This is a genomic window from Streptomyces sp. NPDC042102, assembly GCF_055582305.1.
On record NZ_JBVJDL010000003.1, the window covers coordinates 533,301 to 556,947 of the forward strand.

General features: G+C 71.5%; 22 protein-coding genes. 6 read left to right on the forward strand and 16 right to left on the reverse strand.

Annotation, left to right across the window (positions count from 1 at the left end; genetic code table 11):
* Positions 1-179: 179 nt before the first annotated feature.
* Entirely contained in the window at positions 180-1,286 is a 1,107-nt protein-coding gene (locus ACZ6KO_RS15705) for a Vgb family protein (RefSeq protein ID WP_469304524.1), read from the forward strand.
* Between the two features lie 22 nt (positions 1,287-1,308).
* Here ACZ6KO_RS15705 and trhA read toward each other — a convergent pair whose 3' ends face one another.
* Positions 1,309-1,992: a PAQR family membrane homeostasis protein TrhA gene (trhA, locus tag ACZ6KO_RS15710; protein WP_469304525.1), complete on the reverse strand. Its 684-nt coding sequence runs from the start codon at positions 1,990-1,992 to the stop codon at positions 1,309-1,311.
* A 237-nt stretch (positions 1,993-2,229) separates the two neighbouring features.
* Here trhA and ACZ6KO_RS15715 point away from each other — a divergent pair, with 237 nt between their 5' ends.
* A complete protein-coding gene (locus ACZ6KO_RS15715; protein ID WP_469304526.1) occupies positions 2,230-4,053 on the forward strand; it encodes a phosphoenolpyruvate carboxykinase (GTP) in 1,824 nt (607 codons plus the stop codon).
* Between the two features lie 217 nt (positions 4,054-4,270).
* Here ACZ6KO_RS15715 and ACZ6KO_RS15720 read toward each other — a convergent pair whose 3' ends face one another.
* From ACZ6KO_RS15720 to ACZ6KO_RS15735, 4 genes are all read right to left on the reverse strand, one after another.
* Positions 4,271-4,894 (reverse strand): hypothetical protein, encoded by a 624-nt coding sequence (locus tag ACZ6KO_RS15720; protein WP_469304527.1) that lies wholly within the window; start codon positions 4,892-4,894, stop codon positions 4,271-4,273.
* Positions 4,881-6,440, reverse strand: coding sequence for a substrate-binding and vWA domain-containing protein (locus ACZ6KO_RS15725; RefSeq protein WP_469304981.1), 1,560 nt, complete (start codon positions 6,438-6,440; stop codon positions 4,881-4,883). The genes ACZ6KO_RS15720 and ACZ6KO_RS15725 overlap by 14 nt, the downstream gene beginning before the upstream one ends.
* 62 nt (positions 6,441-6,502) lie before the next feature.
* Positions 6,503-7,687, reverse strand: coding sequence for a toxic anion resistance protein (locus tag ACZ6KO_RS15730; RefSeq protein ID WP_469304528.1), 1,185 nt, complete (start codon positions 7,685-7,687; stop codon positions 6,503-6,505).
* A 15-nt stretch (positions 7,688-7,702) separates the two neighbouring features.
* Positions 7,703-8,779, reverse strand: coding sequence for a hypothetical protein (locus ACZ6KO_RS15735; protein WP_469304529.1), 1,077 nt, complete (start codon positions 8,777-8,779; stop codon positions 7,703-7,705).
* A gap of 100 nt (positions 8,780-8,879) precedes the next feature.
* Between ACZ6KO_RS15735 and ACZ6KO_RS15740 the strand changes: the two genes are divergently transcribed.
* Positions 8,880-9,293, forward strand: a complete 414-nt coding sequence (locus tag ACZ6KO_RS15740; RefSeq protein WP_469304530.1) for a hypothetical protein — start codon at positions 8,880-8,882, stop codon at positions 9,291-9,293.
* A 63-nt stretch (positions 9,294-9,356) separates the two neighbouring features.
* Here ACZ6KO_RS15740 and ACZ6KO_RS15745 read toward each other — a convergent pair whose 3' ends face one another.
* The 6 genes from ACZ6KO_RS15745 to ACZ6KO_RS15770 all read right to left on the reverse strand — a co-directional run bounded on the left by ACZ6KO_RS15745 (position 9,357) and on the right by ACZ6KO_RS15770 (position 16,600).
* Positions 9,357-12,230, reverse strand: coding sequence for a hypothetical protein (locus ACZ6KO_RS15745; RefSeq protein WP_469304531.1), 2,874 nt, complete (start codon positions 12,228-12,230; stop codon positions 9,357-9,359).
* A 145-nt stretch (positions 12,231-12,375) separates the two neighbouring features.
* Positions 12,376-12,756 carry an SCO4983 family protein gene (locus tag ACZ6KO_RS15750; RefSeq protein ID WP_469304532.1) on the reverse strand — a complete coding sequence of 127 codons (381 nt, stop codon included), beginning with the start codon at positions 12,754-12,756 and terminating at the stop codon, positions 12,376-12,378.
* A gap of 102 nt (positions 12,757-12,858) precedes the next feature.
* The gene (locus tag ACZ6KO_RS15755; protein WP_469304533.1) at positions 12,859-14,070 is read right to left on the reverse strand and encodes a pyridoxal phosphate-dependent aminotransferase; all 1,212 of its coding nucleotides are present in this window, start codon (positions 14,068-14,070) and stop codon (positions 12,859-12,861) included.
* Positions 14,071-14,262: 192 nt separating this feature from the next.
* Positions 14,263-14,721: a protein-tyrosine phosphatase family protein gene (locus ACZ6KO_RS15760; RefSeq protein WP_469304534.1), complete on the reverse strand. Its 459-nt coding sequence runs from the start codon at positions 14,719-14,721 to the stop codon at positions 14,263-14,265.
* 49 nt (positions 14,722-14,770) lie between these two features.
* The gene (locus tag ACZ6KO_RS15765; RefSeq protein WP_469304535.1) at positions 14,771-15,973 is read right to left on the reverse strand and encodes a hypothetical protein; all 1,203 of its coding nucleotides are present in this window, start codon (positions 15,971-15,973) and stop codon (positions 14,771-14,773) included.
* 78 nt (positions 15,974-16,051) lie between these two features.
* Positions 16,052-16,600: a dihydrofolate reductase family protein gene (locus ACZ6KO_RS15770; protein ID WP_469304536.1), complete on the reverse strand. Its 549-nt coding sequence runs from the start codon at positions 16,598-16,600 to the stop codon at positions 16,052-16,054.
* A 62-nt stretch (positions 16,601-16,662) separates the two neighbouring features.
* On the opposite strand from ACZ6KO_RS15770, the gene ACZ6KO_RS15775 reads away from it, so the two are divergent.
* Entirely contained in the window at positions 16,663-17,139 is a 477-nt protein-coding gene (locus ACZ6KO_RS15775) for a macro domain-containing protein (protein ID WP_469304537.1), read from the forward strand.
* Positions 17,140-17,279: 140 nt separating this feature from the next.
* Positions 17,280-17,729 carry an excalibur calcium-binding domain-containing protein gene (locus tag ACZ6KO_RS15780; protein WP_469304538.1) on the forward strand — a complete coding sequence of 150 codons (450 nt, stop codon included), beginning with the start codon at positions 17,280-17,282 and terminating at the stop codon, positions 17,727-17,729.
* A gap of 10 nt (positions 17,730-17,739) precedes the next feature.
* Here the strand turns inward: ACZ6KO_RS15780 and ACZ6KO_RS15785 are convergent, their stop codons facing one another.
* The 3 genes from ACZ6KO_RS15785 to ACZ6KO_RS15795 all read right to left on the reverse strand — a co-directional run bounded on the left by ACZ6KO_RS15785 (position 17,740) and on the right by ACZ6KO_RS15795 (position 22,097).
* Positions 17,740-19,878, reverse strand: a complete 2,139-nt coding sequence (locus ACZ6KO_RS15785) for a hypothetical protein (RefSeq protein WP_469304539.1) — start codon at positions 19,876-19,878, stop codon at positions 17,740-17,742.
* Positions 19,879-19,948: 70 nt separating this feature from the next.
* Positions 19,949-21,229: a serine hydrolase domain-containing protein gene (locus ACZ6KO_RS15790; protein WP_469304540.1), complete on the reverse strand. Its 1,281-nt coding sequence runs from the start codon at positions 21,227-21,229 to the stop codon at positions 19,949-19,951.
* A 67-nt stretch (positions 21,230-21,296) separates the two neighbouring features.
* Entirely contained in the window at positions 21,297-22,097 is an 801-nt protein-coding gene (locus ACZ6KO_RS15795; protein ID WP_469304541.1) for a hypothetical protein, read from the reverse strand.
* A gap of 141 nt (positions 22,098-22,238) precedes the next feature.
* Here ACZ6KO_RS15795 and ACZ6KO_RS15800 point away from each other — a divergent pair, with 141 nt between their 5' ends.
* Positions 22,239-22,589, forward strand: a complete 351-nt coding sequence (locus ACZ6KO_RS15800) for a hypothetical protein (protein ID WP_469304542.1) — start codon at positions 22,239-22,241, stop codon at positions 22,587-22,589.
* Here the strand turns inward: ACZ6KO_RS15800 and ACZ6KO_RS15805 are convergent.
* Positions 22,582-22,821, reverse strand: a complete 240-nt coding sequence (locus tag ACZ6KO_RS15805; RefSeq protein WP_469304543.1) for a DUF397 domain-containing protein — start codon at positions 22,819-22,821, stop codon at positions 22,582-22,584. The two genes, ACZ6KO_RS15800 and ACZ6KO_RS15805, sit on opposite strands and share 8 nt — an antisense overlap.
* Positions 22,818-23,612 carry a helix-turn-helix domain-containing protein gene (locus ACZ6KO_RS15810; RefSeq protein ID WP_469304544.1) on the reverse strand — a complete coding sequence of 265 codons (795 nt, stop codon included), beginning with the start codon at positions 23,610-23,612 and terminating at the stop codon, positions 22,818-22,820. Before ACZ6KO_RS15810 ends, ACZ6KO_RS15805 begins: the two co-directional genes overlap by 4 nt.
* Between the last annotated feature and the right edge of the window lie 35 nt (positions 23,613-23,647).

The window sequence follows — 23,647 nt, forward strand, 5'->3', positions numbered from 1 at the left end:
CCCCGCCCCGCCCCCGCTCCTTCCCATGCTGCTCCGGGCCGGTGGCCGTGTCGATCGGAGCCGCCGCCGGGACCGGCTCGGGGAACCCCAGGGGGGCATCCGCGGGGCGGGGTCAAGAGAACCCGTTTGACGGCCCGTCATGCCGGGGTGCCGGGTGGCCCCGCTCCTACGCTGGGCCCATGCCCGAGACCGCCGCCCCGGCCGCCGCGCGCCGCCGTGTCCTGCCCCGTTGCCGCCGCCTGGCCGCGCTGTTCGCCGGCGGTCTGCTGTGCTCGGCGGTCCTCGCCGCCGCGCCCGCGCCGGGCGTCCCCGCGCCGGCCGTCCCCGCGCCGGCCGTTCCCGCGCCCGCCGCCCCCACGCCGGGCGTGAGCGACGTCGTACGCATCACCGAGTTCACCCCGCCCACCGCCGGCAGTGGTCCGCTCGGTATCGCCGCCGGGCCCGACGGCAACGTCTGGTTCACCGAGAACGGCGTCAACCGCGTCGCCCGGATCACCCCGCGCGGTAAGGTCACCGAGTTCCGGCTGCCGACCCCGGACGCCTTCCCCGACGACATCACCGCGGGCGCCGACGGCAACCTGTGGTTCAGCGAGCCCTCCCTGAACCGGATCGGGCGGATCACCCCGCGGGGCAAGGTCACCGAGTTCCGGCTGCCCACCGTGGACGCCTTCCCGTTCGGCATCACGCGCGGGCCGGACGGCAACGTGTGGTTCACCGAGAACGGGTCCAACAGCATCGGGCGGATCACCCCGCGCGGCAAGGTCACCGAGTTCCGGCTGCCGACGCCCGACAGCCTCCCGTACCGGATCACGGCGGGCCCGGACGGCAACCTGTGGTTCACGATGCCCTTCGTGAACAAGATCGGGCGGATCACCCCGAAGGGGAGGGTGACCGAGTTCGCGCTGCCGAACCTCCAGGGCGCGCCGTTCAACATCACGGCCGGTCCGGACGGGAACCTCTGGTTCACCGACGGCGGCGGGCTCGACCACGAGATCGTACGGATGACGCGGTACGGAACGGTCACCCGGTTCCCGCTGCCCACCCGCAACGCCGGCCCCATCGGGATCACGGCCGGCCGGGACGGGAACCTGTGGTTCGCGGAGTCCAACCTGGACCGGATCGGGCGGATCACCCCGCGCGGCGTGATCACCGAGTACCCGCTGCCGGGCTCCGCCGAGGGGCGCAGCCCCTTCCACATCGCCCCGGGCCCCGACGGCACCCTGTGGTTCACCGAGCTCATCGGGAACAAGGTCGGCCGGGTGAAGCCCGGCGGCCGGGCCGGCTGACGACGGGGCCCGGGACCGCCGGTTACGCGTGCTGGTACGCCGCCAGCGAGATGCCCACGAAGTGGGTGATGAAGGCGACCAGGGTCAGCGAGTGGAAGACCTCGTGGAAACCGAAGAAGCGCGGTGAGGGGTTGGGCCGCTTCATGCCGTAGATGACCCCTCCCGCGCTGTACAGCAGCCCGCCGACGATCACCAGGACGAGGACGGCGATCCCGCCGGTGCGCATGAAGTCGGGCAGGAAGAAGACGGCCGCCCAGCCCATCGCGATGTAGCAGGGCGTGTACAGCCAGCGCGGCGCCCCGACCCAGAACACCCGGAACGCGATCCCGGCGGCGGCCGCGAGCCAGACCGCCCACAGGAGCGTACGGCCCGTGGAATCGGGCAGGAGCAGGACCGTCAGCGGGGTGTAGGTGCCCGCGATGATCAGGAAGATGTTGGCGTGGTCGAGGCGGCGCAGCACCGCCTCCCCGCGCGGTCCCCACGTGCCCCGGTGGTAGATCGCGCTGATACCGAAGAGCAGGCACGCGGTGAGGATGTACACCGCGCACGCGACCCGCGCCCGCGTCGAGTCGGTGAAGGTCATCAGGGCCAGGCCCGCGACGAGCACGGCGGGGAACATCCCGGCGTGCAGCCACCCGCGCATCAATGGCTTGCCGACGACCGTGGCGGCCGGGGCGTCAACGGCTTCGGAAGTCATGGCGCTCATGCTACCTACGCGCGCGTAGGTTTCCGGGAGCGCGCCGAGGGCACATTTACCGATTGTTCGCTTTGCCGAAGATTGACGCGAGTGGCGATGCTCACGTGAGAGGCCCTCTGGACATATGCGCACACGCACCGGATGATCAGATGAGTGCGGTCGGCACCGGATGAGCGGAGCGCGTAGCGTCCGGGTCGCAGCCCCCACGGGGCATACACCAAACAAACCCCTCAACAAGGAGCAATCGTGGCGCGCGACAACGCGGCTCCCACTTCCGTCCCGACGAATCACCCGGGCCTGATCGCCTGGGTGGAGGAGATCGCTGCCCTGACCGAGCCGGACGCCATAGTCTGGTGCGACGGTTCCGAGGCCGAGTACGAGCGCCTGTGCGAGGAGCTCGTCGCCAAGGGCACCTTCACGAAGCTGGACCCGGTCAAGCGCCCGAACTCGTACTACGCCGCCTCCGACCCGACCGACGTCGCGCGCGTCGAGGACCGGACCTTCATCTGCTCCGAGAAGGAAGAGGACGCGGGCCCGACCAACCACTGGAAGGCTCCTTCCGAGATGAAGGAGATCTTCGCGGGGGAGAAGGGCATCTTCCGCGGCTCCATGAAGGGCCGGACGATGTACGTCGTCCCCTTCTGCATGGGCCCCCTCGGCTCCGACCTCTCCGCGATCGGCGTCGAGATCACCGACTCCGCGTACGTCGCCGTCGCGATGCGCACCATGACCCGCATGGGAGCGCCGGTCCTGGACGAGCTCGGCACCGACGGGTTCTTCGTCAAGGCCGTCCACACCCTCGGCGCGCCGCTCGCCGAGGGCGAGGCCGACGTCCCGTGGCCGTGCAACACCACCAAGTACATCTCGCACTTCCCCGAGACCCGCGAGATCTGGTCCTTCGGCTCCGGCTACGGCGGCAACGCCCTGCTCGGCAAGAAGTGCTACGCCCTGCGCATCGCGTCCGTCATGGCCCGCGACGAGGGCTGGCTGGCCGAGCACATGCTGATCCTCAAGCTCACCCCGCCGCAGGGCGCGCCCCGCTACGTCGCCGCCGCCTTCCCGTCCGCCTGCGGCAAGACCAACCTCGCCATGCTGGAGCCCACGATCTCCGGCTGGACGGTCGAGACCATCGGCGACGACATCGCCTGGATGCGCTTCGGCGAGGACGGCCGCCTCTACGCGATCAACCCCGAGGCCGGCTTCTTCGGCGTCGCCCCCGGCACCGGCGAGCACACCAACGCCAACGCCATGAAGACGATGTACGCCAACACGGTCTTCACCAACGTCGCGCTCACCGACGACGGCGACGTGTGGTGGGAGGGCATGACGGAGGAGACTCCCGCCCACCTCACCGACTGGAAGGGCAACGACTGGACCCCGCAGAGCGGGACCCCGGCGGCCCACCCCAACGCCCGCTTCGCCGTCCCGGCCGCCCAGTGCCCGACGATCGCCCCCGAGTGGGAGGACCCCAAGGGCGTCCCGATCTCCGCGATCCTCTTCGGCGGCCGCCGCGCCTCCGCCGTCCCGCTGGTCACCGAGTCCTTCGACTGGAACCACGGCGTCTTCATCGGCTCGAACATCGCCTCCGAGAAGACCGCCGCCGCCGAGGGCAAGGTCGGCGAGCTGCGCCGCGACCCGTTCGCCATGCTGCCGTTCTGCGGCTACAACATGGGCGACTACATGGCCCACTGGGTCAAGGTCGCCGCCGACAAGGACCAGAGCAAGCTTCCGAAGATCTACTACGTGAACTGGTTCCGCAAGAACGACGCGGGCAAGTTCGTGTGGCCCGGCTTCGGCGAGAACAGCCGCGTGCTCAAGTGGATCGTCGGCCGCCTCGACGGCACCGCCGAGGGCGTCGAGACCCCGATCGGCATCCTGCCGACCAAGGACTCCCTCGACCTCGACGGCCTGGACCTCCCCGCCGAGGACCTCGACTTCCTGCTCACCGTCGACAAGGAGGTCTGGCGCGAGGAGGCCGCCCTGGTCCCCGAGCACCTGAACACCTACGGCGACCACACTCCCAAGGAGCTGTGGGACCAGTACCACGCGCTCGTCGAGCGCCTCGGCTGAGCCGGAACACGCCCTGAAGAAGGGCACGCCCTGAGGAAGGGCACGCCCTGAACAAGGGCCGATGAACGTGGGAGCCCCCGACCAAGCGGCGCCCACCGCTGTGGGAGCCCCCGACCAAGCGGCGCCCACCGCACAACACCCGGTCCGTCCGGCCACGAGCATCCGCTCACGGCCGGACGGGCCGGGTGCCTTTTCACGTACGGGGCGGCGCCGCTCCTCAGGAGCGGCCGCGGTCCTCCAGGTAGGTGGTGTGAGTCTCCTGCCGCCGGGCCTCCGCCTCGCGCAGGGTCGCCGCCAGCCGCTCCGCCTCCTCCAGCAGGACCGCCAGCTGCCGCTCCAGATGCTGCTCCGGTGACTCCCCGCCGCCCGGCAGCCGGTTCCACCAGCGTGTCCGCAGGTAGGTGTCCACGCACTCGGGCAGGTCCTGGCGGATCGCCCGCGACAGCGCGTGCAGCGCCTCCGGGTCGGCGGCCACCACCTCCGGCGCCCAGCCGGGGTCGAGCAGCGCGCCGTACAGGCCCATCAGGGGGTCCAGCTTCTGCGACGCCGCCGCCGGCAGCGACTCCACCGCCTCCAGGTACTCCTGGAACCGGCCCAGGTCGTCACGGAGCGCGCCCAGTTGCTCCTCCACGCCCGGCTCGGGCAGGACGGGCACGTCCGGCGGGGCGAGCAGCGCGCCCGCGCCGTACAGCCCCGCCACCACCAGCCACCAGAACGGGCCCGCCACCCCGGCCACGGTCAGGCCGAGGCCCGCGACCCCGCCGGCGCAGCCGGCCAGGTTCTTCTTCGACTCCAGGTAGCGCAGGACCGCGCCACCGCCGCCTCTGTCACTGGTAGCCACGGATCTCCTCGAAGGCCCCGTCCAGCGAACCGTTGCCGGAGGTGGCGTCGAAGAGCCGGCCACCGGTCAGTTCGGTGATCTTGGTGAGTTCCTTGCGGTCCGAGTCCCCGAACAGCACCGCGAACACCGGGGTCTTCTTCTGCTCGTCGGGCAGGCCGGCGTAGAAGCGGTCGAACTCCTTGGCGTCGTCGCCGCTCTTGCCGTCCGTCATCAGCACGATCGAGGTGAACGCGTCCGCGCCGCCCTTGCCCAGGTGCTGGTACGCCGCCTTCAGGCTGCCGTACACGGCCGTGCCCCCTTCCGGCTCCAGGGACTTCACGTCGCGGCGGATCGCGTCCAGCGCCGGACCCGGATTGCCCGGCTCGACGACGTGCGTGAGGACCTTCTTCACCTTGTCACCGAACGGCAGCAGCGTCACCTCCTCGCGGTCGCGGAACCGCTCGCCGGTGCCCGAACTCCCCGTACCCGTCAGGTCCGTCAGCGCCGTCTTCAGCCGGCCGATCCGGTCCTCCTCGGACATCGAGCCCGAGGTGTCCAGGACGTACACCGTGCGCGAGGGCCGGCGCAGCTCGTTCTCGTACGACGCCAGCAGCCCGTCGGCGACCGAACGGCTGCCCGGGAACGGCAGCTCGCGCCGCTTGTCGGCGGCCAGCCCCGCCGCCGGGGTCACCCCGGGGACCACCGGGCGGCGGAACGTCCGGTCGGTGATCGCCTGCTGCGGTCCGGCCCCGCGCAGGTACTCCGTCAGCGCCCGGCCCGACTCGCGGGCCCCCTGCGGCGCGGAGGTCAGCAGCGTCAGCGGGTAGTGCGCGGTGACCACCCCGTCCGTCGGCCGGACCACCGTCAGGTTCGTCTTCGCGTCCCGGTTCATCGACAGCAGCACGGACTCGTAGTTGACGAGCGCGTCGACGTCACCGCGCCGCGTGTACGCGGTCGCCAGCCAGCCCGACGAACCCGAGGTCAGCTTCTGCCCGGTGAAGAACTCCTTCAGCCGCGGGCCCGCCGCCTTCACGTCCGCGTCCGTGAGCGCCGACTGCGCGCCGGACAGCCCCGACGCCACCGAGACCAGCGCCGAGAAGCCGGAGTTGGAGCGCACCGGGTCGGTCATCCCGTACGTCAGCTTCCCGCCGGCGACGGCCTGGTGCACCGCCGACCAGGTGACCTCCTCCGGCTTCCAGCCCAGCCGGGCCAGTGCCTCGGGCTTGATGCCCAGCGCCACCGGCGAGGACATCACCGGCGTCTCCGAACTCAGCTTCCCGGCCGCCTCCGGCCGCAGCCGCAGGTAGTCGTTGGACGACAGCCAGATCGCGTCGTACTTGCCGTCGGCCTTGCCCGAGGCGACCTGCTCGACCGCGTCCAGCGTGCCCGTCCAGGTCAGGTTCACCGACACCCCGGTGGCCTTCTTGGCGTCGGCGAGCACCTGGTCCATGTCGGCGAGCTCACTGGAGGCCAGCACCCGCAGGGTGCCCTCCTTGTACGGCGCGCTCTTCGACGCCTCGGGCTTGTCCCCGTCGGGGGACGGCGACGTACAGGCGGCCGCGCCCATCAGGGTGGCGGCGAGCGCGACGGCCGCCGCCAGCCGGCGGCGCACACGCGCGGAACGAGGGCTCACGGGGTGCCGCCTTCCAGGCTCGTGGAGGTGCGCGTGCGGGCCAGGTACGCCGAGGCCGCCCGGAGTTCGCCGGTCAGCGACTCCACGGTGGCGGCCATCGACTCCGTCGCCTGCACCTTGTACGTGTCGATCGCGTCCAGCGTCTTGTAGATCTGCCCGAACGCCGTCCGCAGGGTCTCGGTGCCCACCGCCGGGTCGGCGGCGATCCGCTGGATCTCCCCGCTCTGCGTGGACAGCATCTCCGCGTTGCCCCGGATCAGGTCCTCGGTCGTCCCGCGCAGCGCGTTGACCTGCTCGACCACCTTGCGCTGGTTGTCCAGCGCCGACGCCAGCATCACCGCGATGCGCAGCGCCGAGACGGTCGTGGTCGCGGCCCGGTCGACGCCCTTGATCAGCTCGTCGTTGTTGCGCCGTACGACGTCCATCGCCAGATATCCCTGCGCGCACACCGCGAGCTGGGTCAGCAGGTCCTGGTGCTTCTGCCGGACGGGGAAGAGCACGTCCGCGCGCAGGGCGTCGGCCTGCGCCGGATCGGCGTACTCGGCGTCCGCGACGCGCTGCTCGACGGCCGCGTCCAGCGCCTCGGTGAGCACCGCGTACTCCTGGAGCTTGCCCATGGTCTCCCACAGCCGCGCCCGCTCGGTGTGCAGCGCGGCGTTGTCGCGGCGCAGCTCGTCCTGGCCGCTGCGCAGCGCGCTCACGATCCGGCTGAGCGTGGCCTGCGAGGAGGCGTACTTCGCCACGTGGTCGCGGAACCGGTTGCCGCCGGGCAGCTTCGCCAGCAGCTTGCGCGCCCCCTTGGCGGGCGACTCCCGCGGGTCGAGGTCCTCGACCGTACGGCGCAGCTCCACCAGGGACCCGGCCACGCGCGCCTGCGCGTCGCCGCCCTCGGAGCCCAGCGAGCGCACGGCCCGGTCCAGCATCCGGTTGGAGGCCTGCGCGGCGCTGCGGATGTCGGCGGAACCGAGACCGGCGATCTCGCCGAGGCGGGTGGTGAACTCGGGGGAGCGGGCGTCGAGTCCGGCGAGCGAACCCACGTACTCCCCGGCCCGGCGGGCCATTTCCTCGCGCACCCCGTCCTGCAGCGGGACCAGGCCGGCGGCCTGCTCCTTGCGGACGGGAGCCACGGGCTCCGGGGGGCTGAGGACGAGCGGGGCGTCCTCGGGAGGTGTCAGCGTCATGGTGGTGCGTTCCCCCTAGCCCTTGGCCCGCTGCGCGAGTGCCATCAGGATCTTGACGTTGGGCGTGTTCACCTGGCGGATGCCGGCGAGCTTCTGGTTGAGGAAGCCGGCGTGCGTCTCGGTGGCCTTGGTGAACTCGGTCAGCCCGTCCTTGGGGCGGTAGCCGTGCTTGATGGCCAGCTCGCGCAGCTTCGGGTCGGTGACGAGCAGCGTCCCGAGCTTCTTCGCCGGCTCGCTCAGCGGCACGAAGGTGTGCTCCGTGTTGACGGTGGTGTCCGGGTAGAGCACCACCATGTCGCCCGGATCCTGCTTCTGCATCAGCAGCGATGCCACCTGGGACTCGTACGCCAGGATCAGCGGGTCACCGGCGCCGCTGATGAACGCCCGGAACGGGTCGTCGGTGCTCTGCGCGAGCGACCCCTGCACGCTGATCAGCTTGTGCATCAGCGGGGCGGTGCGCTCGATTCCGGCGTCGTCGGAGACGATCGTCTTGTTGTTCTGGACGTTGGAGGTCGCGGCGAGGAACAGCGCGCCGGAGTTGGACGTGGTGGGGTCGGTGGTGCGGATGAACACGGTGCCGGCCAGCTCCGCGTACGAGGACGAGCCCGGCAGCTGCTGCCAGGTACGGCCCTCGGAGACGGCCTTGAGGTAGGGCTCCATCAGCAGGGTGCCGGTGTTCTTGCCGTTCGTCTTCGCCAGGCCGTTGTCGGCCAGCACCTTCGCGGCGTTGCCGCGGGCGATGACGACCAGCGGCGAGTAGAACGGCTTGGCCGTCTGCGCGCCCTTCAGGTCGACCTTCGCCTCGATCTCGGCGGCCGGTTCGCTGCTGCTGGGGAACGCGAAGCCGTACTTCCCCAGGGGCAGTTGGTCCATCGCCCAGGAGCCGGACGTCTCCGTCGTCACTGTGAAGTCCTTGTCGGCAAGGGCCTTCTTCACCTCGGGATCGTCGAAGAACGCTGCCTTCTCCGACCCGATCACACCGTGCACGGTCGTCGTTGCCGTGCCTTCGCCCTTCAGCAGGTTGATGGCCAGGATGGCGAGAACACCACCGAGCAACACCACCGCGAGGGCAATTCCGAGTATGCGTCTCACGGGTGCAGCGTGCTCGCGGAAACCCACATTCCGCGCTGGGTTGGGTGAACGTCGGGTGACGAGCTCGTCCCACTTCGAAGGCCGGAGGATGATGGGGAGCATGACGCAAGTGCGTGGCTGGGTAGCGGCGCTGATGGCGCTCGCGGCACTGCTGGTGTTCGGTCCCCTGGGACTCTACTTGTGGGCGAGCGGCGGCTCGCGGGAGGCTGCGCGGCCTGCCGCCTCGGTCTCGGTGACGGGTTGCCGAATCGATCCGGCAACCCGCCGGGCGCTCGCCCGGGTCGAGGTGGTCTGCGACGGCACCGGGCCGGGCGCGCGCGCCGTGCGGGTGAGCTTCCGTCAGGGCGAGAGCGGCCCGGTGACCGAGACCCTGGTCGAACTGCCGACCGTCCCCGCGGGCGAGGTCGCCGAGACCGAGGCGATCGGCCCCGCCTGGCCCCGCTGGACGCCGGGCCTGGTGCCGTGGTGCGCGGCCGCGACGACGGACCCCGCCCCGGCGTCCCGGGGGCGCTGAAAGCCCTGTGCCCGGCCGGATGACCGGCCGGGCACAGGGGTGGGACGCGGGGGCCTTCCGGCGCTACGACGTGTAGTAGCCGGCGATGTCGGCGATGAGGTCGACCGCGCCCGCGTTGTTGTAGAAGCTGACCTTCCCGTTCACGACGGGGACGATGACGAGGTTCGGGATCGTCTGCCCGGCGGTGAAGTTGAGGTTGGACGCGGTGGTGCGGGGGGTGCCGTTGGGGTAGACCGACACGTGGCTGGCAGTGGTCGGGTCGGTGGCGGTGACGTTGAGGACGACCGCCGTGACGCCCGACGCCGGGATGCCCGCCGTACCGGTCACCTGGAGGGTGACGTTGGTACCGCCCGCCACCTTGGCCTTCGGTGCGCCGAGGCCCTCGCGGGTGTCCATGAGGCGGGTCGGGGCGACCGGCTTGTAGCCGGATCCGGTGCCGTCGGTGGTGTAGTAGCCGGCGACGTCCGCGATGAGGTCGACCGCGCCCGCGTTGTTGTAGAAGCTGACCTTCCCGTTCACGACGGGGACGATGACGAGGTTCGGGATCGTCTGCCCGGCGGTGAAGTTGAGGTTGGACGCGGTGGTGCGGGCCGTGCCGTTCGGGTACACCGACACGTGGCTGGCGGTCGTCGGCTCGGTGGCCGTGACGTTCAGGACCACGGCCGTGACACCGGTCGCCGGGATCCCGGCCTTCCCCGTGACCTGGAGCGTGACGTTGGTGCCGCCTGCCACCTTGGCCTTGGGCGCGCCGAGGCCCTCACGGGTGTCCATCAGCCGGGTGGGCGTGATCGGCTTGTACGTGGAACCGGTGCCGTCGGTGGTGTAGTAGCCGGCGACGTCGGCGATCAGGTCGACCGCGCCCGCGTTGTTGTAGAAGCTGACCTTCCCGTTCACGACCGGGACCACGACCAGGTTCGGGATGGTCTGCCCGGCGGTGAAGTTGAGGTTGGACGCCGTACTGCGCGGGGTGCCGTTGGGGTAGACCGAGACATGGCTGGCGGTGGTCGGGTCGGTGGCGGTGACGTTGAGGACGACCGCCGTGACCCCGGTGGCGGGGATGCCCGCCGTACCGGTGACCTGGAGGGTGACGTTGGTACCGCCCGCCACCTTGGCCTTCGGCGCGCCGAGGCCCTCTCGGGTGTCCATGAGGCGGGTGGGCGTGATCGGCTTGTACGTCCCCAGGCCGGAGACCGGGGCCGGCGTCACCGTCAGCGTGCCGCCGGGGTACGAGCGGCCGAGCGCGGACACGGCGACGGTCCACGTGCCGGCGGGGGCGGTGCGCAGGTCGACGGTGGCCTTCAGCGTGCGGCCGTCGTCGGAGACCGAGACGGTCGTGGCGGTCAGCGGCACCGGACCGCCGGTCAGCTGGATGGTGGTGCTCATGCCCAGCGCCGTGCCCTGCACGGTGAGGGTGGCGACCGAGCCGCTCTGCGCGGTGGCCGGCGTGACCGTCCCGACGCTCACGTCCTCGGGGCCGCAGGGCGCGTAGTCGCAGACGAGCGCGGCGCGGTACGCCGTACGGTCCGTGCCGTCCGGCAGCGCGAGGGCGAACACGCCCCCGTCGCCGGCCTGGCAGCTGTACGGGGACGCGTGACCCGTGCAGAGGTTGCGGCCGGTGTCGTTGTAGAGGGCCGGCTCGGGGATGTGCGTCCCGCCGTCCGTGGCGGTGATCTGGGCCTTGAACGAGTCACCCCGGACGCTCGGCAGGACGGCGCACACGCCGGTGCGCTCCTCGGAGAGCGTGCCGGTGAGCGGGCCGTACCCGTACGCGACCGAGGCCGGCCGTGCGCACTCGGGCCCCGGACCGGACGCCGTGGAGATCCGCCAGGCGTCGAGCTTGTAGGAGGCGGGCAGGGTCCAGTTCTCCGGGACCTGGGTGACGACCTGGTAGCCGGTGGAACCGGTGACCGGGCACTCCCGGGTCTTCTGGTGGCAGACGATCCCGCCGTTGTCGCTCATGACCAGCTGGTGCGTGGTGTCGTGGGCGTCCCGGGGGTTGAGGATCAGCCGGTCCGAGGCGGCGGCCGTGGTGATCCGGTGGCAGCGCAGGCTGCCGTTCTGTCCGGACGCGCCGGACACGGCCGGGGCGCCGACCGCCGTCGCGGCGGAGGCGGCGCAGCCCTTGGCCGTGGCGGTGACGTCGCGGCGGTCCAGGGTGTGGACGCGCGGGGCGTCCTGGCCCTGGAGCAGCACGGTGTAGGCCTTGCCCTCGGTGAAGGAGCAGCTCGTGAGACCGTCCGTCCGCAGGGACTGGCCGGGGGCGGGGTGGCTGTAGCAGTCGGGCCCGTTGCCGTCGGTGTCGACGAGGCTGATCTCGTAGTCCGGCCACAGCTCGTCGTCGTCCGGGAGCGCGTAGCGGATCCGCAGGAGCTCGGCGCCGGAGTGCGCGTCGGCCGGGATGCTCAGGCAGTGCGAGAAGACACCGGCCCCGGTCTCCAGGCGTACGGCCGCCGCGTCGTCGGCGAAGCTTCCGGCGGGCAGCACCTGGCAGCCGTTGCCGGCCGTGTCCGTGCGGACGAAGTGGACGCCGTACGGGCCGGTCGCGGAGTCGTCCGCGGCGCGCACCAGGGCGCGGAACGGAGCCGTCCCGGTCAGGGCGCAGCCGCCCCGGCGCAGCTGGAGGGCGGTGCACTGGGCGGTGCCGTTCTTGTCGACCACCTCGGCCTGGACGGTGACGCCCGCGCCGCCGCGCGAGGTGAGGGCGGCGATCCGCGCGCCCTGCGGGCTCGGCAGCTCCAGGCAGTGCGTCTGCCCGGCGGTGGCGAACGTTCCCGCGTACCGGCCCTCGGTGACGGCGACGCAGTCCTCGGCGACCGGCGCGGCCGCGGCGGTGCCCGCCGGCAGGAGCAGGGTGGCGAGGACGGTGGCGAGGACGGCGAGCAGGCCCGTCAGAGCGGTGGAAAGCGGACGTCTCGGCGACGCCGAAGGCGTTGGCATGAACCCCCCAGGGTGATGTGCGACGAGCGATGTTCGCACATCGTGCGAGCACGGGTCACAGGGGTATTCACGCAGGAGGGGATGGGGTGGATATGGGGGGCGATGGCTCCCGGTCCGAGGCCTCCGCGGCCTCGGACCGGGGCCGTCAGTGGGCGCCGGCCAGGTCGAGGGCGGCGGTGTGCGCGTCCATGCGCTCGGCGGCGAGGATCGCGGCGGCGGTGTCGGCGCGCGAGGCGGCGACCACCAGGGCGCGGGCGGCGAGATCGTGCGCGCGCCGGTGCAGGGCCGCGGCTTCGGCGCCCTGCGGGACGGTACGGCGTACGGGCTGCGCGCCGCGCAGCCGCGCCACCTGGGCGGCGATCTGACCGCCGGCCTCCTCCAGGCCCAGCTCGTCGGTCACGGCGAGCAGGGCGGAGAGGTGCCCGGCGAGCTGGATGTCCAGTTCCTCGCCGCGGCTGCGGTGCGGGTAGTCGGCGCGGCCGCCGCCCATGCGGTGGACCGACTTCGTGCGGATCGGCTCGTACATGAGGATGGCCTCCTGCGTCGTCAGGAGACCATCCTACATTGGATCCGGTCTAAAGTTGAGCTGTATCCGATTGAACCCGGCTGGAGCGGCCCTGCGCCGGCATCAGGGCTGGCTGTAGCCGTCCAGGAAGTTGCCGATCCGGGTGACGGCATCGGCCAGGTCCGAGGCGGCGGGCAGGGTCACGATCCGGAAGTGGTCGGGCTCGGACCAGTTGAAGCCGGTGCCGTGCACCACCATGATCTTCTCGGCCCGCAGCAGGTCCAGGACCATCTGCCGGTCGTCCTTGATCTTGTAGACGGCCGGGTCCAGGCGCGGGAAGAGGTACAGCGCGCCCTTCGGCTTCACACAGGTGATGCCGGGGATCCCGGTGAGGATGTCGTACGCGGTGTCGCGCTGCTCCAGCAGCCGCCCGCCGGGCAGCACCAGGTCCTCGATCGACTGCCGCCCGCCCAGCGCGGTCGCCACGGCGTGCTGCGAGGGCATGTTCGCGCACAGCCGCATGTTGGCCAGGATCGTCAGCCCCTCGATGTAGGAGGAGGCGTTCTTCTTCGGCCCGCAGACCGCCATCCAGCCCGCGCGGTAGCCGGCCACGCGGTAGTTCTTGGACAGCCCGTTGAAGGTCAGGGTCAGCAGGTCCGGGGCGATCGCGGCGGTGTTGGTGTGCGTGGCGCCGTCGTACAGGATCCGGTCGTAGATCTCGTCCGAGCAGACGATCAGGTTGTGGCGGCGGGCGATGTCCGTCAGCCCGCGCAGCATGTCGTCGTCGTAGACGGCGCCGGTGGGGTTGTTCGGGTTGATGATCACCAGCGCCTTGGTGCGGTCGGTGATCTTGCGCTCGATGTCGGCGAGGTCCGGCATCCAGTCGGACTGCTCGTCGCAGCGGTAGTGCACGGCGGTGCCGCCGGCCAGCGAGACGGAGGCGGTCCACAGCGGGTAGTCCGGCGCCGGGACGAGCACCTCGTCGCCGTCGTCGAGGAGCGCCTGCATGGACATCTGGATCAGCTCGGAGACGCCGTTGCCGAGGTAGATGTCCTCGACGTCCAGTGCGATGCCCTTGGTCTGGTAGTGCTGCATCACCGCACGGCGTGCGGACAGCAGCCCCTTCGCGTCCCCGTAGCCGTGGGCGTTGCCCAGGTTGCGGAGCATGTCCTCAAGGATCTCCGGCGGGCACTCGAAGCCGAAGGCCGCGGGGTTGCCGGTGTTGAGCTTGAGGATGCGATGACCTGCCGCTTCGAGCCGCATGGCCTCTTCGAGGACGGGGCCGCGGATCTCGTAGCAGACATTGGCGAGCTTCGTTGACTGGATCACCTGCATGACGGGAGCTTACGGGGCCGGGGGCCCGCCCGCTTCGGCATTCCGGCCGATCGGGGCCGTGCCGAAATGTCCAGATTGACGGGACGGGTGGGTGGGGGCGGCGGCCGCCCTTGGAAACGGGGGCGGAGGTGGGCCCGGACCTGCGGAATGCGTGGGCGGCGTACGGGCGCCCCGGCGCGGATGTTGCGCTCGTCACGCGGAGGCGTCGGGAGCCCCGAACCGCCGCACGTACCGCGCCTGCCAGGGGGTCTCGACGGCGCGGGGGTGGTAGTGCCGGCGTACGAACGCCACGGCCCGCTCGGGCGCCACCCCGTCGAGCACGGCGAGGCAGGCCAGCGCGGTGCCCGTACGCCCCCGCCCGCCGCCGCAGGCCACCTCGACCCGCTCACCGGAGGCCCGCTCCCAGACCTCGCGGAGGGCGGCGTACGCCTGCCGGTGGTCGCTGGGCACCCGGAAGTCCGGCCAGCGCAGCCACCGCACCTCCCAGGGCGTCGCGCCGAGGTCGGGCTCCTTCCCCAGCAGGACCAGCCCGAACCCGGGCACGGGCCCGTCGGGCACCCCCCGCCGCACCCCCCGCCCCCGCACAAGCCGCCCGGACGGCAACCGCAGCACGCCGGGACCGGCGGGGTTCCAGGGGTCGGTGGTGGTCACGCGTCCACGGTACGGGGTGAGGGGCGGGCGGAGGCGGGCCGTTGCGGGGTCAGCGTTCGTAGTTCGTCAGGACGCAGCCGTCGACCTGGGACTTCTCCAGGCGGTAGCCCGAGGGGGCCTTGAAGCCCGGTTCGCAGTTCAGGTAGAGGAACTGGAGCTGGTAGAGGCCGTGGCGGACCGACTTGTCGTTGGTCTCCACCACGATGTTCTCGCCGACCATGAGCTTGCTGACCGTGGCCTTCAGGCGGCCGTCCTTCAGGTCCTCCTGCTGCGCCGCCTTCGCCTTCTGCTGGAGCGTCTTCATGTCGGAGACCGTGCTCAGCCAGTTCAGGTTGTGCGCGCGCCGCTCCCCGCCCAGGTCGCCGCAGATCGCCCGGTCCTTGATGCCCCACGCGCTGGGTGCGCCGTCGACGGCCGGGGCGTAGTCGATCGAGCTGACCGCGACCGCGTCGGCGGCCGTGGACATGTTCGTGCAGTCCACGGTGTGCGGGTGCACGAGCTTCTTCAGCTCGGTCAGGCTCGACGCCTTGGGCAGGCCGAGGCTGCCCTGGGCCGGCTGGCCCGGCTTCTCGGAGGCGTCGGGGTTCTGCGGGTGCTCGAAGTTCGGGCTGCCGGAGCCGTCCGAGCTGTTGACGAAGTCGCTCAGGACGCAGTGCTCCACCAGCGCGGCTTCCCGCTTGTAGCCCTCGGGAACCCGGGACATCGGGTTGCAGGTCAGGATCCGCAGGTCCGACCTGGACAGCAGCAGGGCCGTCTTGGTCGAGGTCGGCGTGACGGCGAAGTTCTTGCCGACGAAGACGCGGCTGGTCTGGCCGTAGGTGCCGTTGCCGGCCGCGATCTTGTCCATGACGTGCTGCTTGTAGCGAGTCTGGAACTCCTTCATGTCCGAGGCCATGTAGAAGATGAGCTCCCCGCGCTCGACCCGGTCGCTGCACACCCCGCGCTGGGTCACCGACCACTTCCCGACCGTCGTGAGGTCCGTGAGGGGGAGGCGCGAGTCCTTCGGGTTCGTGCTCAGGTCCTCGCACGAGACCTGCTGCTGCTGGACGTACCGCTGCGCGTCGGCCAGGGAAGTGATGCCGTCCGTGCCCGACCCCGCGGCCGCGCCGCTCGCGGCCGGTTGCGAGGGGGCGGCGGCGGGCGTGGTGAGCGGCCTGGCGTCGGGCTCCTTGTCCTCGCACGCGGTGAGCGTGACGAGGGCGGTGAGGGTGGCGGCGGTGGCGAGGGCCCGCTGGATCCGCTGGATGCGCATGGCTCGCTTTCGTCAGGAACTGGCGTATGGCGTGCACATGCTAGGCGGGGCGGGTCGGCTTGATCAAAGTCCGTGTGCTCAGCGGCCGGTGAGGGTGTATGTGGTCTGCATGAACCCGGCGTCCAGCACCTTCGCGGCGGTGAGGCGCAGGTCGAGATCGGCGTCGAGCTCGCCGAAGGGGCGGATGCCGGAACCGATCAGTACGGGGGCGGTGGTGAAGGTGAGTTCGTCCAGCAGCCCCTCGCGCACGAAGGTCTGGATCAGCCGGCCACCGTCGACGTAGACGCTCTCCGCGCCGGAGGCGGCCAGGTGGGCCAGCAGGTCCGCGAGCGTGCGGTGGACCGTGACGCGCTCGTCGCCGGTGGCGAGGGTGGTGCTGAGGACGGCGACGCGCTTGCCCTCGTACGGCCAGAAACCGAAGGTCAGGACCTTCTCGTAGGCCTTGCGCCCCAGGGCGACGGTGTCGATGCCCGCCAGGAACTCCAGGTAGCCCGTGTCGCCGGCCAGCGCGCCGCGCGTGGTGAGCCATTCGATGTCGCCGTCGGGACGGGCGATGTAACCGTCGAGGCTGACCCCGATGCTGACGGCCGTCCGGAACGAGCGGTCGGTGGGGTGGTCGGTTGCCATGGCTGGTCGTCGCCGCCTTCTGCCTCGGAGTGGATGTCAGTGGGAGGTTGGAGGATAGACATATGGAGCCGATGCGAGTCATCCGGGGGGACGCGACGAGTCCCCAGGCCAAAGGGCCGAAGATCATCGCGCACGTGTGCAACGACCTCGGGGGGTGGGGGAAGGGCTTCGTGCTGGCGCTGTCGAAGCGCTGGTCCGAGCCGGAGGCCGCGTACCGGGCCTGGCACCGGGGGCGCAGCGGGAACGACTTCGCGCTCGGCGCCGTACAAGTGGTGCGGGTCCAGGCGGACGTGTGGGTGGCCAACATGGTGGGCCAGCACGGCATACGCACCGGCAGCAGCGGGCCGCCGATCCGGTACGAGGCGCTGGAGCGGTGTCTCGACGCGCTGGCCGGGCACGCGCTGGAGCTGGGGGCGTCCGTCCACATGCCGCGCATCGGGTGCGGTCTGGCGGGGGGTACGTGGGCGCGGGTGGGGCCCCTGGTGGAGCGGGCGCTGTGCGAGCGGGGGGTCGCCGTCACCGTCTACGACGTCGGGTGAGGGGGTTCAGGGGGGCTCAGGGGGGTTGATGTGCGGAATCCCGTGTGGGGGCGTGCGGGGCTGTGGAACGATGGCGCCCCCGCTCGGTGACACCGCACTCCCGAGCCGGGCATCTCCGCGCCGCCGAAGGGAACTTCCGCATGCCTTCCGCCCTGCCGTCCGTGTCCCGCCCCACCCGTCGCACGGTCGTGCTCGGGTACGGGTGCATATCCGCCGCGCTCCTGGTCTTCGCCGTCGGCTGCGGCTCGTCGTCCGCGCCGAAGGCGGACGCCAAGCCCGCGCCCACGGTCACCGTGACGGCCACCGCCACCGTGACTCCCGAGCCGGTGGCTCCGAAGGCGACCGTCACCGCGACCGCGACCGCGACGGTGACCGTCACGGCGCCAGCGCCGACCGTCACGGTGACGGTCACCTCGTACGCCCTGTCCACGACCGGCGGGAGCGGCGGTGGTGGCGGCGGTGGGGACGACAGCGTCTCCTACAAGAACTGCACGGCCGCCCGGGCGGCCGGCGCCGCCCCCGTGCGCCGCGGCGACCCGGGCTACGGCCGCCACCTCGACCGGGACGGGGACGGCGTCGGCTGCGAGTAGGCCCGCCCTGCTAGCCGGTCGACGTTCGGCCGGCCGCCAGCCACTGCTGGAACGCGCGGTGCCGGAACTGGTACGCGCCACCGGACGTGCGCAGCAGGCCGGCCTCGTGCGACCAGTGCAGGAACGGTCCGAGCCGGCGGGGGAGCCGGCCGCGCACGCACAACAGGAACACCAGGTACCTCCGGCCGCCGCCGAATCCCGGCACCCAGAACAGGGCCGCGGCCATCAGGCCGAGGGTCAGCAGGTCCAGGATGGGCACCGATGAGGGCACCAGCACGTCCGAGAAGGACATCACCCACCGGGCCGCCGCCATGGAGAGCACGGCCGCGAGGAGCATGACGCACCCGAAGAGGAGCTCGCCCCTCAGTACGTAGCGCCACCGCACGGCCGAATTGACGTCCGGTGGGTACGTGCCGCCGAAGGTGTGGGTGATTCCCGCCCCGTGCACGAGCATCGTGCCCAGCTGCACCGACCAGAACACGGCGAGAACCGGCAGGGACGTGACGAGCGAGTCGAGGCCCAGCGCGTCGAGGAGCCACGCGACGGGGAGGGCGGCCAGCGCGCCCAGCCCGCCGAGTACGAGTCCCGCCGGCAGCGTGTCGATGGCCAGGGTCAGCGTCGCCCCCGAGAACACCCGCCCCCACGGTACGCACGGCGGGAAGTCGCCCGCCTGCCGGGAGACCTCCCACGCCACCACCACAGCACCCAGCCCGGCGGCACCGAACAGCCAGGCCCCCGTACCGTCCCTGACGAGCAGCAGGGGCAGGGTGAGAGCGAGGAAGACGAGCGCGGCCGCCACGGCGTCCGCACGGCGTACGAGGTCCTCGCCCGCGATCGGCCACAGCCGCGGCCGGTGGATGTCGACGCGTTCGACGCGTTCGCGGCGTTCCCCGGCACCGGGTCCGTCGCGCAGATGGCGGGCGATCACCACGAGCCAGTCCCGGACCCGCGCGGCGTCGTACCGTGGCGGGTGGAGGTCCACGACGGCCGGGATGAACAGGGAGAGCAGGTGGTCCCCCAGCGCCTGCGCCGTGGTGTGGGTGAAGAGTTCGGAAGGGTCGCCGCGCCGGTGGTAGACGGCCTTGACGAGGAAGAGCCACCACGGCGTCACCAGGGTCCGGCGCAGCACCTCGGACGCGGGCAGGCCGTCGGCGAACCTCCGCCAGCGCTCCTCGCCCTCGAACACGGTCATCAGATGCGCCGCCACGTGCTCGTGGCCGAGCGGGTCGATGTCGACGCCGACCGCGTGTCGCAGCCGCTTCGCCCGCGGCAGGGCGTCGTAGTGGGCCGTGCGGCACAGCAGGACCAGCGGGAACGTGGAGACCCCCGCCACGTTGTCGCTGAGCGCCTCCAGCGCGGCGAGGGCACGCGGCGCCGCGGGGTCCGGCAGCTGCTGCCCGTCCGGCCCGTACACGGGAGCGCCGTTCGCGTCGGCGAGGCCGGGGTCCATCTCGTCCAGGCCGTCGAGGACGGGCAGCACGAGCCCGTTCGCCACGATCCATTGCGCCCGCTCCTCGGACGTACCGGCCCGGATCACCTGCTGGACCAGCAGTTCCTTGAACGGAACCGTCAGGTCCCATTCGGCCAGCGACACCCGTACGGGCAACGGGTCGTTTGGCGTGCGTTGTTCGAGAAGGTCGAGGATCAACCGCACCGACAGCACGGTCTTTCCCGCGCCGGGGGCGCCGGTGACGACGAGGCGGGGTTTCGAACAGGCCCGGTAGTACGCGGCGATCCCGGGAAGGCCGGGGCCCGCCGAAGGGCCGCTCCTCGCGACCCGGCCACGCTCCGGGCCGGTGCCGGCGAGCTCGTCACGCGGGCGCCGGGTGAAGGTGAGCGCGAGCAGCTCCTCGTCCTTGCCCACCAAGGCGCGCAACTGCGTCCGCTCGGCAATGAGCATCTCCTGCGCCAGCGTGTCGGCGGCGCTCTGGGCGTGCTTCAGCGCGTCCTCCGGCTGCGGAAGGGTTTTGAGGGTCGCCCTCAAGCCGGCCAGCGCGACGACGAGACCCACGACCGCGAGCACCATCGACACGATGGAGGACGCGTCGCCCGGGTTCTGCCCGCCCCGCAGCAGCAGCTGTACGAGCGCCCAGCCCGCCGCGCCCACGATGCCCAGCCCGCAGAGCAGCCACCTCGTCGCCCTCGCCATGTGCTTCCCCCGGCCGTGAGCACGCGCCGATCTGCCGCTGCCACCACGGTAGTCGGCGAGCGGCGCAGCGTCAGGGCGTCGGCATGGACAGGCCGCTGTAGACCTGGTTGAGGACCGTGGGCGCGAGCGTTATGGCCGTGGTGCGGCCTTCGGGGGACAGGGTCAGGTTCGTCCAGACGACGAGGGTGACGTCGTTGTCCGGGTCGTGGCCCATGAAGGAGCTGAAGCCCGGGAGTTCACCGTCGTGGAAGTAGAGAGAGGCGTTCGGGGCAAGGCGCTGGTGGACGATGCCGTAGCCGTACGCCTGGCCGCCCGGCGCCGCCGGGTCCTTCGCCTGCGGACTGCGCAGCCACTCCCGCTGCGCCACGGGGTTCAGGATCTTCCCCCTCACCAGCGACCTGACCCATACGGCGAGGTCGTCCGCGGTGGAGATGCCTGCTCCCGCGGCATACGTGTGGGAGGGGTTCTGGTGGGTGTAGTCGGTCGGCTCGAGCTTTCCCGCCCGGGCCGCCTTGGTCAGGGACGCCGGGTAGGGCTGGTCGACCAGCGCGTACGAGGTCCCGCCGTACATGTAACCGTGCGAGAAGGGCGTGGGCAGCGACCGGTCGTGCGGGCCCGGCAGCGACGTCTCCTCCAGGCCGGACGGCGTGAACAGCCGGTCCTGGAACTGCTCGGCCAGGGGACGGCCGCCGGCCTTCTCCGCGACCAGCCCCAGCAGGGCGTAGTTGGTGTTGTTGTACTCGTACGAGGTGCCCGGCGCGAAGTTCGGCGGCCGCCGGAAGGCCATGGCCAGCACGTCCTGCGGGGTGAAGACCCGGCCCGGGTCGGCGTCCAGGGCGGCGGAGAGTTCGGGCGCGTCGGTGTAGTTGTACAGCCCGCTGCGCATCTTCAGCAGCTGGGCCACCGTGATGTGTGCGCCGTTCGGCACGTCCGCGACGTACCGGGACACGGGATCGCTCAGCCGCACCTTGCCGTCCTGGGCCAGGAGCATGATCAAGGCGGCTGTCATCGTCTTGGTGTTGGACGCGATCCGGAAGTGGTCCCCGGTGGCCGGCGGGTCGGTCCGGCCCAGCTCCGTCGTCCCGCTGACCGCCCGGAACGTCCCCTGCGGGGTGCGCAGCAGGACGACCGCGCCGGGCACCATGAGCTTCTTCGCCGCCGTGTCGACGGCCGACTGGAACGCCGCCGGGTCGATGGGCTTCAAGACGGGCGACGGGGACGGGGCGGCGCTGCTCGCGGCCACGGCCACGGCCGGGGCCGGTTGCGCCGCGGCGGCCGGGCCGGCGGCCAGGGCCAGGGCCAGGGCCAGGAACGCGTACGAGGCCACGCGTGTCACTTCGGGGAGTCCCACGGGCGCATCACCACCTCCACCGTTCCCTTGCGCGCCACGGGGGCGCCCACCTCGACCGCGGTCGAGGTCAATCTCCCGTACGGGCCGCCAGGGCCTTCGTGAGCAGACTGCCCGCCACGATCAGGGCCACCCCCAGCCACCACGTGGTGTCGAAGATCAGGACGGCGATCCCGATCGGCACCAGCAGCCCGGCCAGCGGCAGGAGCAGCCCCGCCACGTGCGGCGGCTCGGGCCCGGGCTGCCCCGCCGCGCGCAGCGCGCGGGCCCGGACCACGTCCGGGTACCAGGCGGTGAAGCGCAGCGCCGCCACGATCGCCAGGATCTGGATGATCCATCCGGTCCAGATGTTGTTCGGGTTGCGCAGCACCAGATCGCCGTACGCGCCCGCGACGGCCGCGACCAGGAAGGCCAGCCCCCACACCCCGGTGATGACGTAGTTGGTCCGCAGGAACGCGGGCGAGTCCCAGTGCGCCCGGTCGACCTGCTCGCGCGCGTACTGGAGGGTGAAGGGCATCCGGACCGCCATCGACCCGAACGCGATCACGAAGAGGGCGATGTTGGAGACCTCGCCGGCGTACGTCTCCAGCCACCGCCGGGTGCCGTCGCTCGCGAACGCGCCGACGACGGCCATGCCGGCGAAGAAGACCAGGTCGGCGATCTCCAGCAGCTTCCAGGAACTGCCCCGGTGGACGATCCGACCGGCTGCCACCAGCACGATCGTGGCCACCAGGGCGAGGACGACCGCGATCTCGAACCGGCCGGGACCGACCAGCAGCGAGAAGATGATCCACGGCGCCATGCCGACGACGGGGTTCTCCAGGAACCCCGCGACGGCACCGCGGCCCGTGGTGGGTGCCTCGGGCGTCACCTCTCCAGACTGCCCGGGGGTGCTCCGTTGGGCCATTCGGGCGGCGGCGGATCGATTCCGCGTGCGGGGGACGTGGTGGGGCGCCGGAGCGGGGGAAGGCAGTGGCCGCCGGACAGTCACTCCCCGTGAACAGGAACCCCCATGCGCCTACGCAACGCCACCGTCGCCGCCCTCGGAGCACTCGCCCTCGTCCTGACCGTCCCATCGTCGGCCTCGGCCGCCGCGATCGGCCAGTTCCAGTACACGTACGTCGGCCTGGACGGCACCCCGCGCATCGCCGTCCTCGACGACCCGGAGAGCAGGGACTGCATCACGCTCCCCGAGGTCGCCGACCCGGGCGCCAGCTCGCCGGCGCACTCGCCGCGCAACCGGACCACCTCGACGGCCACCGTCTTCACCGGGCCGGACTGCGAGGGTGACTTCTTCACGCTGCGGCCCGTGACGGGGTACGGCAGCGAGCGGCTGAAGCTGCGGTCGGTCGTCTTCAGCTGATCCGCGTCAGGAACGCGGTCCAGGCGGCGGCGGGGACGGCGAACGTCGGGCCGTCCTCGCCCAGCTTGGAGTCACGCACGTGCACCGTGTCGGGGCACGTCGCCACCTCTACGCATGCGCTGCCTTTGTCGTCGCTGTAGGTCGACTTGTGCCAGTCGAGAGCCACTTCGACGCAGGCCCCGCCTTGGCTGTCGCTATAGCTGGACTTGAACCACGCGAGTCGGTTGGTCATAGCTCCTCCGCGACCTTCTTGATGAACTCGGCCGATTCAGCTGCGCCGAGGGCGTTCGTCCGGATCATGCCATGGGACTGCGCGAGAGCGCTGACCTTGTCCGCCTCGGAGTAGGCGGCGCTGGTCTCCTGGCCGTCGCACCAGGCCCACTGCTGATGCTCAGGGGTCTCCAGCAGGATCACCGGGCCTTGCAAGGCCACCCCGCAGGCCCTGCCCTTGAGCAGGATCTGGATTGCCACGTTGCGCAGGGAAGCCAGCTCCAGCAGGTGTTGCAACTGCTCCCGCATGACCTCGCTCCCGCCGACACCGGTATGCAGAGCAGCCTCGTTGATGATGAAGCTGTAGACGGTGCTGATCCGGCGGATCATGGTCTGTTTGCGTTCGAGACGCGCGCGGACCCGCTCGTCGATCGTCTCGTCGTCCAGGGGTGGGCAGGTCTCGTTCATCAGTGCGCGTACGTACGCCTCGGTCTGCAACAGCCCCGGGATGAACAGTGGCTCGTACCAGTTGATGCCGTAGGCCTCGGACTCCGCCTCCATGTAGACCTCGGACCGCTTCGGGAACGGCTCCGGCTTCATGAACTCCGCCGCCGCCAGCAGCTTCCCCTTCGCCCCGAACATCGTGTCCGAGACCTGGAGCAGCCGCAGCGTCGGCCGCCGTCGGCCCTGCTCCATCGACTTCACGTACTCCGCCGCGTACCCGGCTTCCGCGCCCAGTTCCTCCCGGGACACCCCCGCCTCCGTACGCCACAGCTTGATCTGGTTGCCGCAATACCGCCACGCCTCGCTCATCGCGCCTGTCCTCCCCGGGTACCGCCTGGGTACAA